This is a genomic window from Terrabacter sp. FW104-15G4B (assembly GCF_058790095.1).
The window spans coordinates 1-9,893 of the sequence record NZ_JBYTCI010000054.1; the positions used below are offsets into that span (position 1 = coordinate 1).

The following is a 9,893-nucleotide window of genomic DNA, read 5'->3' on the forward strand; positions in this document are numbered from 1 at the left end:
GCCGGGGTGAGAGGGGCGGGCGCGTGACCCCGGACAGCTCAGCGGCCTGGGTGATCGAGATCGGTGAGGTCGGCGCGCCGGAGTCGCAGGTCCTGCTGCGCGAGTACTACGTCGAGGTGAGCGACCGCTGGTACCAGCGCGAGGAGGGCCGCGACTCGACCGACGCGGAGATCGAGATCGGCTTTCCCCGGATGCGCAGCGACGACCTGGCGCCGCCGACCGGCGTCTTCCTCGTGGCCCGCGGCGCCGACGACGAGACGCTCCTCGGCGGCTGCGTCGGTCTTCGCCTCACGCGGGACGCCTCCGGCTCGCGGGTCGCGGAGCTCAGGCGGCTGTACGTCCGTCCCGAGCTGCGCGGCGCCGGCCTGGGCACGAGCCTGCTGCTGACGGCCGAGGAGGTGGCACGGGTCTGGGGTGTCACGGCGATACGCCTTGACACCCGCCGCGACCTCGTCGAGGCCCGCTCGCTCTACACGCGCAACGGGTGGGTTGAGGTCGAGCCGTTCTCCGACGAGTTCTACGCCGAGGTCTGGTACGCCAAGCCCCTCGGATGACCGCGCGCCCGCGCCGGTTGAGGTGATGGTCGCACCCAGCCGGGTGCGAGATCAGCCTCGAACCGCAGCTCAGGCCACCGGACACGTCACCAGGGGCTGGGCTCGTAGTCCTTGACGAAGCAGCCGTAGAGGTCCTCGCCGGCCTCGCCGCGCACGATCGGGTCGTAGACGCGGGCCGCGCCGTCGACGAGGTCGAGCGGTGCGTGCCAGCCCTCGGCGGCGATGCGCAGCTTCTCGTCGTGCGGCCGCTCGTCGGTGATCCAGCCGGTGTCGACCGCGGTCATCAGGATGCGGTCGCTCTCGAACATCTCGCCGGCACTGGTGCGGGTCAGCATGTTGAGGGCGGCCTTGGCCATGTTGGTGTGCGGGTGGCCGGCGCCCTTGTAGCGCCGGGAGAACTGCCCCTCCATCGCCGAGACGTTGACGACGTAGGCGCGCCGTGCCCCGGCCTCGACTGCGGCCCGCATCGCCGGGCGCAGGCGCGAGACGAGGAGGAAGGGGGCCGTCGAGTTGCACAGCTGCACCTCGAGCAGCTCGAGCGGGTCGACCTCCTCGACCTTCTGGGTCCAGGAGTTGGTGCGCTGCAGGTCGGGCAGCAGCCCTCCGGCGTCGACGGCCGTGCCCGTGCGGTGCGCCTCGAGGCTGGCGTTGCCGGCGCTCAGGGCCAGGGCCGTCATCGAGGCGGCGGTCTGCGCGGCGACGGCGTGCTCGACCGACTCACCGTCGTGGTGCGCGACGGCATGCTGCCCGAGGGCGCCGGCGATCGACGCCGGGTGAGCCTCGCTGACCCGGTCGAAGGTCACCATCTCGGGCAGCGCCACGCCGTCGGGCAGCGGCGCCGACTCCATCTCGACGAGGTTGCTGTATGAGCCGGGAGAGCGCCTCACGGTCTGCGCGGCGTTGTTGACGAGGATGTCGAGCGGTCCTGCCGCTGCCACCTCCTCGGCGAGCGCGACGACCTGGGTGGGGTCGCGCAGGTCGATGCCGACGACCTTGAGCCGGTGGATCCAGTCGCCGCTGTCCTCCATCGACGCGAAGCGGCGCATCGCGTCCTTGGGGAAGCGGGTCGTGATCGTCGTGTGCGCGCCGTCGCGCAGCAGCCGCAGGGCGATGTACATCCCGATCTTGGCGCGGCCGCCCGTGAGCAGGGCGCGCTTGCCGGTGAGGTCGGTGCGCTGGTCGCGCTTGGCGTGGGAGCGGGCCGCGCACTCCGGGCAGAGCCAGTGGTAGAACGCGTCGACGAGCGTGTAGTCCCGCTTGCAGATGTAGCACCCGCGCGGGTTGACCAGCTCGCCCGCGAAGGCGCCGGTCGCACTGGAGACGAGGGGGATTCCCTTCGTCTCGTCGTCGATCCGCATCGGCGAGCCGGTGGCCGTCGACTCGATGACCTGCCGGTCGGCCTTGCGCTCGGCCCACGTCTTGGCGTTTCGGCGGTCCTTCTTGAGCCGCTTGTACATCAGCGACGCCGCGCGCTTGAGGGTCTCGAAGTCCGGGTCGTCGAGCTCGAGTGCCGGCGCCAGGGCCAGCACCCGCACCGCGGTGGCGACGTCCTCGGGGTCGAGGCGCACGACGGCGGTGAGGTCGAGCTCGTTGTCGGTCTGGATCACCGCGCAAGGGTACGTGTGTGCCCCGCCGAGCCCCAATCCGCCGTCGCGCCGGACATGTCGTGCCGCAAAGGACGTATGCCGCCGGGCCGGCGACCGTCCCGGCCACCGGGAGCGTGGTGGCGGGACGGGCGCGAGCCCGACGGCATACGAGCGCAGGGGAGCCGGCGCCTCGGGGAAGGGTGCTCAGCTGGCCGGCTTGACGGCGAGGGTCACCTCGACGTCCTGGCGCGACCCGTCGCGGATGAGGGTCAGCTTGGCCTTGTCGCCCACCGTCAGCTCACGGATCTGGCCGACGAGGGCCGTGGCGGAGTCGATGCGCTGGCCGTCGACGGCGACGATGACGTCGCCGTTCTTGATGCCGGCGTCGGCCGCGGGGGTCCCCCCGCTGACCGCGACGACCTGGGCTCCCGCACGCTTGGCGGCGCCGTCCGTCACCACCGTGTCGCGGGTGCTCACGCCGAGGTACGCGTGCTCGGCCTTGCCGGTCTTGATCAGCTGGTTGGCGATGGACTTCGCCTCGTTGACCGGGATCGCGAAGCCGATGCCGATGTTGCCGCTCTGGCTGCCCTGCGTCTGGCCCAGCGAGGCGATCGAGCTGTTGATGCCCACCAGCTCGCCCTTGCCGTTGACGAGGGCGCCACCGGAGTTGCCCGGGTTGATCGCGGCGGAGGTCTGGATGGCGTTCGTCACGACCTGGTCAGGCGGGGACTGCTGCTGTCCCAGGGGCGACTCGCTCGAGGCGCCGGTGCTGACCGGGCGGTCGAGCGCCGAGATGATGCCGGTGGTGACGGTGCCCGACAGGCCGAGCGGGTTGCCGACCGCCATGGCGGGGTCGCCGACCTTGAGCGACCCAGAGTTGCCGAGCGTGATGGGCGTCAGGTCCTTCGGGGCGTTCGCCAGCTTGATGATGGCGAGGTCGGTCGAAGGGTCGGTGCCGACGACGCTCGCGCTGTACGTGCGGCCGTCGCTGAGGGTCACCGTGAGCGTGCCGTTGCCGCCAGCGCCCTCGACGACGTGGTTGTTGGTCAGGACGTGGCCCTGGTCGTCGTAGATGACGCCGGAGCCGGCGCCGGAGCCCTGCTGGGTCGTCACGTTGATGCTGACGACACTCGGTGCGACGGCGGCGGAGACGGCCGTCCAGTCGGGCGCCGAGACGTTGCCCTGGACGACGGTGGGTGAGCTGTTCCGGTTGGGGTTCGTGGTCGCCGTCGCGGTGGTCGTGCTGCCCGTCTGCTGGTCGCCGAGGTGCGTCGCGGCGTACGTGCCCCCACTGGCGAGGACGGCCGCGAGCAGTGCGACTCCGACCGTCTGGCCGAAGCGGTTGTCGCGCTTCGGGGCCGGGCGGCTGCCCGTGCCGAGCGGCGGCGTCGGCCCGGCAGGCGGCGCGGGGGGCGCCGACTGGCTGTAGTAGTCCGCCTGCGGGATCTGCTGGGTGTGGTCCTCAGGTGCCATGGTCATGGCTCCTCCTCGCTCTGGTCTGTGGGTCCATCACACCTACCCAGCTTTTGACGCCGTTGTGGCGTTCCTAAGAATCGGCTGTGCCTTGCCGCGCGGGCGTTCCGCGGCTCGCGTCCGGAGCTGCAGGACGCTCCTTGGGCAGCACGACGACGAAGGTCGCGCCGCCACCCGGGGTCTCCTCGACCGAGACCTGCCCGCCGTGGGCCTCGACGATCGCGTGCACGATGGCCAGGCCCAGCCCGTTGCCGCCGCCCTTGCCGCGGCTGCGGGAGCGGTCGGCGCGGTAGAAGCGCTCGAAGACGTCCGCACGCTCCTGCACGGGTATGCCGTGCCCGTGGTCGCGCACGTGGAGGGCGACGCGCCCCGCGTCGACCTGACCGACGAGGATCTCAATCGGGCTGCCCTCCGGGGTGTGCACCCGCGCGTTGGTGACGAGGTTGGTGACGACCTGGCGCAGCTGCTGCTCGTCCGCGTGCAGCTCGGTCGGCTCGATGGGTCCGTGAATGCCGGTGGCCGCGATGTGCCGGCCCGGGGCGATGGTGCGGGCGTCCTGGGCGGCGTCCGCGGCGAGCACGGCCAGGTCGACGGTCTGCAGCTCGAGGGGGCGCTCGCCGTCGAGCCGCGCCAGGGTGAGCAGGTCCTCGACGAGGCCGCTCATCCGGTGCGCCTCGGACTCGATGCGCGTCATCGCGCCGGTCACGGCGTCGCTCGAGGGCAGCGCGCCCTGCCGGTAGAGCTCGGCGTAGCCGCCGACCGCGGCGAGCGGCGTGCGCAGCTCGTGCGAGGCGTCGGCGATGAAGCGGCGCATCTTCGCCTCGTTGGCCTCGCGGACGGCGAAGCTCTGCTCGATGCGGGCCAGCATCGCGTTGAGCGAGCGCGACAGCGAGGCGACCTCGTCGTCGGTGTGGGGGACGTCGATGCGCTGGGTCAGGTCGCCCACCGCGATCTTCGCCGCCGTGTCCTCGATGCGCGTGAGCGGCCGGAAGGTGCGGCGCACGAGGTACCAGCCGAGGGCGGCGCTGACGACGAGCGCGATCGCGCCGATGAGGGCGGCATAGAGCAGGAACTGGTTGACGGTCTCCTGGAGCGGTCGCAGCGGCAGCGCGACGATGACGATGTCGGCGCGGCCCTCGGTGAGCTGGGCCAGTGCGAGCCACTCCCCGTCTCCTCCGGTCGACCCGACGCGGAAGGTCCTCCCGTCCGTCACGTGTGGGTCGGTGGGCTTGAGCGCGGGGATCTCGGCGTCGTTCGGCTCGAAGAGGGCCTCGCCGAGGGAGTCGACGTGGCCGGTCGAGATGTTGACGATGCGCGCCGTGAACCCTGTGGGCAGATCGTTGCGGGCCCGCTTCAGCTCGTCGGCCTCGATGGACGAAAGGCTCGCGGCGTAGACGCGCAGCTCCTGCTCCGTCTGGTTGACCAGGTAGACGCGCAGGAGGGCGCTGACGACCAGGGCGGTCACCGTCAGGGCGATCGCGATGAGGCCGAGGGTCACGCCGAGCAGTCGCCAGCGCAGGGGCACGGCCTGCAGCCGGCGCGTCAGGGATCCGCTGCGGGTGGTCTGGGCGCGCGGCGGCACGTCGGCCGCCGAGGCGGTCAGGTCGGCCATCCGGTCAGGAGGCGGTCAGCTCTGGGGGCACCCGCAGAACGTAACCCACGCCTCGCTTGGTGTGGATGAGCGAGGGGCCGTCGGCGTCGATCTTGCGCCGGAGGTAGGAGATGTAGGACTCAACGATGCCGGACTCGCCGCGGAAGTCGTAGTCCCAGACGTGGTCGAGGATCTGCAGCTTGGACAGCACCCGGTTGGGGTTGAGCAGCAGGTAGCGCAGCAGCTTGAACTCGGTCGGGGACAGGTCGATGACGCGGCCGCCACGGCGCACCTCGTGCGAGTCCTCGTTGAGCTCGAGGTCGTGGAAGCGCAGGGTCGCGCCGTCGTCGAGCTGTCCCCGCGTGCGGCGAAGCACGGCCCGGATGCGGGCGATGACCTCCTCGAGGCTGAACGGCTTGGTGACGTAGTCGTCGCCGCCGACGGTCAGGCCCTGGATCTTGTCGCCCGTCGCGTCCCGCGCGGTGACGAAGACGATCGGCTGCTGGCGGCCGCGGTCACGTAGGCGCCGGGTCACCTCGAAGCCGTCGACGTCGGGGAGCATGACGTCGAGCACGACGAGGTCGGGCTCGGACTCGGCCGCCATCGCCAGGGCGGTGGTGCCGTCCGCTGCCGTCTCCACCTCGAAACCGGCGAAGCGCAGCGACGTCGCGAGCAGCTCACGGATGTTCGGCTCGTCCTCGACGACGAGCAGGCGGGCCTCGGCGGCCGGCGCGGTCTGGGTGTCCACGTGACCAGTGTCAGGGCGTTCGCTGGGAGTTTGCTGGGAACGCCGGCGGCTCAGAGGTCGTCCGCGTCGACGATGCGGTACGCGTAGCCCTGCTCCGCGAGGAAGCGCTGGCGGTGCGCGGCGAAGTCCGCGTCGACGGTGTCGCGCGCCACGATCGTGTAGAAGTGCGCCGTGCGCCCGTCGCCCTTGGGCCGCAGGACGCGGCCGAGTCGCTGCGCCTCCTCCTGCCGGGAGCCGAAGGTGCCGCTGATCTGGATCGCGACGCTCGCCTCGGGCAGGTCGATGGAGAAGTTCGCGACCTTGCTGACGACGAGGGTCGTGATGTCGCCGGTGCGGAACGCGTCGTAGAGGCGCTGGCGCTCCTTGACGGTCGTCTCGCCGGTGATCACCTCGGCGCCGAGCCGTTCGGCGACCTCGTGGAGCTGGTCGAGGTACTGCCCGATGACGAGCGTCGGCTCGCCCTGGTGCTGCTTCGCGAGCTTCTCGACCACGGGGAGCTTGGCGTCCGAGCACGACGCGAGGCGGTAGCGGTCCTCGGGCTCGCTGACGGCATACGCCATCCGCTGGCCGTCGGGGAGGCTGACCCGCACCTCCACGCAGTCCGCCGGAGCGATGTAGCCCTGCGCCTCGATGTCCTTCCACGGCGCGTCGAAGCGCTTGGGGCCGATGAGGCTGAAGACGTCGGCCTCGCGGCCGTCCTCGCGCACCAGGGTCGCGGTCAGGCCGAGGCGGCGGCGCGCCTGCAGGTCCGCGGTCATGCGGAAGATCGGCGCCGGGAGCAGGTGCACCTCGTCGTACACGACCAGCCCCCAGTCGCGGGCGTCGAGCAGGTCGAGGTGCGCGTAGGCGCCCTTCCGCTTCGTCGTCAGCACCTGGTAGGTCGCGATCGTGACGGGCCGGATCTCCTTGCGGGCGCCGGAGTACTCGCCGATCTCCTCCTCGGTGAGGGTCGTGCGCTTGAGCAGCTCGTCCTTCCACTGCCGCGCGCTGACCGTGTTGGTCACGAGGATGAGGGTCGTCGCCTTGGCGGCGGCCATCGCGCCGGCGCCGACGAGCGTCTTGCCGGCGCCGCAGGGGAGCACGACGACGCCGGAGCCGCCGTGCCAGAAGCCGTCGACCGCGTGCTGCTGGTAGGGGCGCAGGTGCCAGCCACTCTGGTCGAGGTCGATCGGGTGTGCCTCGCCGTCGACGTAACCGGCGAGGTCCTCGGCCGGCCAGCCGATCTTGAGCAGCTCCTGCTTGAGGGTGCCGCGCTCGCTCGGGTGCACGACGACGGCCAGGTCGTCGAGGCGATCGCCGGTCAGCGGCTTGATCTTCTTGTGCCGGAGCACCTCCTCGAGCACCGGGCGGTCGGTCGTGCGCAGCACGAGGCGCGTGCCCTCGGGGGAGTCGGCCAGGCCCTCCTTCTCGAGGGTGAGGCGGCCGTAGCGGTCCATCGTGTCGGCCACGTCGACGAGCAGGGCGTTGGGGACGGCATACCTGCTGTAGGTCATGAGGGCGTCTACGACCTGCTCGGCGTCGTGCCCGGCGGCGCGGGCGTTCCACAGTCCGAGCGGGGTGATGCGGTAGGTGTGCACGTGCTCGGGGGCGCGCTCGAGCTCGGCGAACGGGGCGATCGCGCGTCGCGCGGCCTCGGCGTTCGGGTGGTCGACCTCGAGGAGGAGGGTCTTGTCGCTCTGGACGATCAGGGGTCCGTCATTCATCGTGTGGGGACAACTCCGAGCGTGGGTCGAGGTATTCCACGGTCACCCCAGACCGCGGCATACATCGACCGGGGGTGCGCGTGCGTGGTGACAGTATGAGCGCATGCGATCCCCACAGGTCGAGGCGGCGACGGGGCTGCCCGCGAAGGTGACGATCTACGAGGTCGGTCCGCGCGACGGCCTCCAGAACGAGAAGACCGTCGTCCCGGCGGCCACCAAGGTGGAGTTCGTCCGCCGGCTCGAGGCCGCGGGGCTCGGCACCATCGAGACGACGTCGTTCGTGCCGGCGCGGTGGGTGCCGCAGATGGGCGACGCCGAGGAGGTGCTGGAGGCTCTCGGGGAGTCGGGCCGCGGGCGTCGCCGGCCGGCCCTCGTGCCCAACGAGCGCGGCCTCGACCGGGCCGAGGAGCTGGGCCTGACCGCCATCGCGATCTTCGGGTCGGCCACGGAGACCTTCGCGCAGAAGAACCTCAACCGGTCGATGGCCGAGCAGTACGCCATGTTCGAGCCGGTCGTGAAGCGCGCTCTCGCGGACGGCATGTGGGTGCGGGCCTACGTCTCCATGTGCTTCGGCGACCCGTGGGAGGGGCCCGTGCCGGTCGAGCAGGTGACCGACACCGCCGAGCGGCTGATGGACCTCGGGTGCCACGAGCTCAGCCTCGGCGACACCATCGGCGTCGGCACGACCGGCCATGTGCACCGGCTCCTCGAGGCCCTCGCCGCCCGTGGCATCGGCGCCGACCGGGTCGCCGTGCACTTCCACGACACCTACGGGCAGGCGCTCGCCAACACGATGGCCGCCCTGCGTGACGGTGTCTCGGTCGTCGACGCGGCGGCCGGCGGCCTCGGCGGCTGTCCCTACGCCAGGTCGGCGACCGGCAACCTCGCCACCGAGGACCTCGTCTGGGCCCTTCAGGGTGCCGGCGTCGAGACGGGCGTCGACCTGGAGAAACTCGTCGAGACCTCGGTGTGGATGGCCCAGCAGCTCGCCCGCCCGAGCCCCAGCAACGTCGTTCGCGCCCTCGCCGCCTTCACCTGACCCACCCCTCGCTTGAACCGTCGAAAGGCCACAAACCGGGCCCCCCCCCGTCGAAAGGCCACGAACCGGGGCCCGGTTTGTGGCCTCTCGACGGTGGGGGGCGGCGCGGGTCAGGCGTCGAGGGTCGCTCCGGTGATGCGGTGCACCGAGAAGGACTTCTCGTGGCCGGCCTCGTCGGTGGCGCGCACCCGGCCACCCTCGACCTTCTGCGGGTGGATCAGGTGGCGGGTCGTCGCCCCGTGGCCGTCGGAGTAGCCGATCCAGACCCCGTGCCGGTCGGCGACGGCGTCGCGCAGCAGGGAGAGCGTCACCACGGGGTCCATCGCCTGGATCCGCGGGCCCGGTCTCGCCTCGTCCTCCACGCGGCGCTGGTCGGCGGTCGCCTCGGCGGCACGCAGCCCGTCGACGAGGGACTGCGTGTAGGGCCGGTCGACCGGCGAGACCATCGGCCCCGGGCCCCGGCGTCGTGACCCGGCGCGGCGCCGCGGCGTCTCGGCGTGGACGACGGTGCCGTCCTGCCCCTCGTGCACCGGCGCAAAACCGCTGTCGCGCAGCAGGTCGACCAGCACACGCGGGTCGGCCGACGACACGAGGACCGTCGGCGCGAGCCGCCGCAGCCGCAGCGGCGCGAGGTCGCGGGAGGCGAGCATCGTGTCGAGCACCGTCTCGTCGTCGGAGCGGACGTATGCCGCAGCGCCGCCGATGCGGGTCTGGCCGTGCTTGCGCGCGACGTCCGACACGAGGTACTCGAGCGGCTGGGGCACCGGGGTGCGGCTCGAGCGGCGCACGGTCTCGATGAAGTCGGCAGCGGTCCAGCCGGCGTCGAGCGCGCGGCGCACCGACTCGGGCGTGAATCGGTAGACGGTCGCCCCACCGCGGGACTCGACGTCGGCGGCGAGGCGCATGAACGAGCCGAGGCCGCCGACGAGCGGCCCGGGAGCGACGGCCGTGAGGTCAGCCTGGACGAGGATGTGGTCGACCGGCGGGGGCAGGTGTACGGACATCGCCGCTGCGACGGCCTCCGCCACCGCCTCCGGCGTCGCGGCCTCGTTCGAGGTGATCGCACCACCGGCGTCCCTGCCGCCATCACCTCGACCCCGGGCGGCGCGCTTGCCGTTCGAGGTGATCGTGGCAGCGGCGTCGCTCGCGCCATCACCTCGACCCTGGGAGAGGCCGGGGGAGCTGAGCTGGGGGAGGAG

The 9,893-nt window shown here is 72.0% G+C and carries 8 protein-coding genes; 2 read left to right on the forward strand and 6 right to left on the reverse strand.

The annotated features are described in order from the left end of the window. Nucleotides 1-554: GNAT family N-acetyltransferase (locus tag AC3WRT_RS20280; protein WP_492725165.1), on the forward strand; the 554-nt coding region annotated here is incomplete at its 5' end. An 86-nt stretch (nt 555-640) separates the two neighbouring features. On the opposite strand, the gene AC3WRT_RS20285 is transcribed toward AC3WRT_RS20280, so the two are convergent. From AC3WRT_RS20285 to AC3WRT_RS20305, 5 genes are all read right to left on the reverse strand, one after another. Further along, the gene (locus tag AC3WRT_RS20285; protein ID WP_492725167.1) at nt 641-2,161 is read right to left on the reverse strand and encodes an SDR family NAD(P)-dependent oxidoreductase; all 1,521 of its coding nucleotides are present in this window, start codon (nt 2,159-2,161) and stop codon (nt 641-643) included. A gap of 183 nt (nt 2,162-2,344) precedes the next feature. Further along, nucleotides 2,345-3,619 (reverse strand): S1C family serine protease, encoded by a 1,275-nt coding sequence (locus AC3WRT_RS20290; RefSeq protein ID WP_492725168.1) that lies wholly within the window; start codon nt 3,617-3,619, stop codon nt 2,345-2,347. A 67-nt stretch (nt 3,620-3,686) separates the two neighbouring features. After that, nucleotides 3,687-5,225 carry a sensor histidine kinase gene (locus tag AC3WRT_RS20295; protein WP_492725169.1) on the reverse strand — a complete coding sequence of 513 codons (1,539 nt, stop codon included), beginning with the start codon at nt 5,223-5,225 and terminating at the stop codon, nt 3,687-3,689. Nucleotides 5,226-5,229: 4 nt separating this feature from the next. Continuing rightward, complete coding sequence (locus AC3WRT_RS20300) at nt 5,230-5,952, reverse strand: response regulator transcription factor (RefSeq protein WP_492725171.1); 723 nt, start codon at nt 5,950-5,952, stop codon at nt 5,230-5,232. Nucleotides 5,953-6,002: 50 nt separating this feature from the next. Then, nucleotides 6,003-7,655 carry a DNA repair helicase XPB gene (locus tag AC3WRT_RS20305; RefSeq protein ID WP_492725173.1) on the reverse strand — a complete coding sequence of 551 codons (1,653 nt, stop codon included), beginning with the start codon at nt 7,653-7,655 and terminating at the stop codon, nt 6,003-6,005. Between the two features lie 103 nt (nt 7,656-7,758). On the opposite strand from AC3WRT_RS20305, the gene AC3WRT_RS20310 reads away from it, so the two are divergent. Then, nucleotides 7,759-8,694, forward strand: coding sequence for a hydroxymethylglutaryl-CoA lyase (locus AC3WRT_RS20310; RefSeq protein WP_492725175.1), 936 nt, complete (start codon nt 7,759-7,761; stop codon nt 8,692-8,694). 110 nt (nt 8,695-8,804) lie between these two features. Here the strand turns inward: AC3WRT_RS20310 and AC3WRT_RS20315 are convergent. Further along, on the reverse strand, nt 8,805-9,893 hold a 1,089-nt coding region (locus AC3WRT_RS20315; protein WP_492725176.1), incomplete at its 5' end, for a helicase-associated domain-containing protein.

Coding starts and splice junctions, on each gene's coding strand:
- AC3WRT_RS20290 (WP_492725168.1), bottom strand. CDS start 3,619: ATGACCATGGCACCTGAGGACCACACCCAGCAGATCCCGCAGGCGGAC.
- AC3WRT_RS20295 (WP_492725169.1), bottom strand. CDS start 5,225: ATGGCCGACCTGACCGCCTCGGCGGCCGACGTGCCGCCGCGCGCCCAG.
- AC3WRT_RS20305 (WP_492725173.1), bottom strand. CDS start 7,655: ATGAATGACGGACCCCTGATCGTCCAGAGCGACAAGACCCTCCTCCTC.
- AC3WRT_RS20310 (WP_492725175.1), top strand. CDS start 7,759: ATGCGATCCCCACAGGTCGAGGCGGCGACGGGGCTGCCCGCGAAGGTG.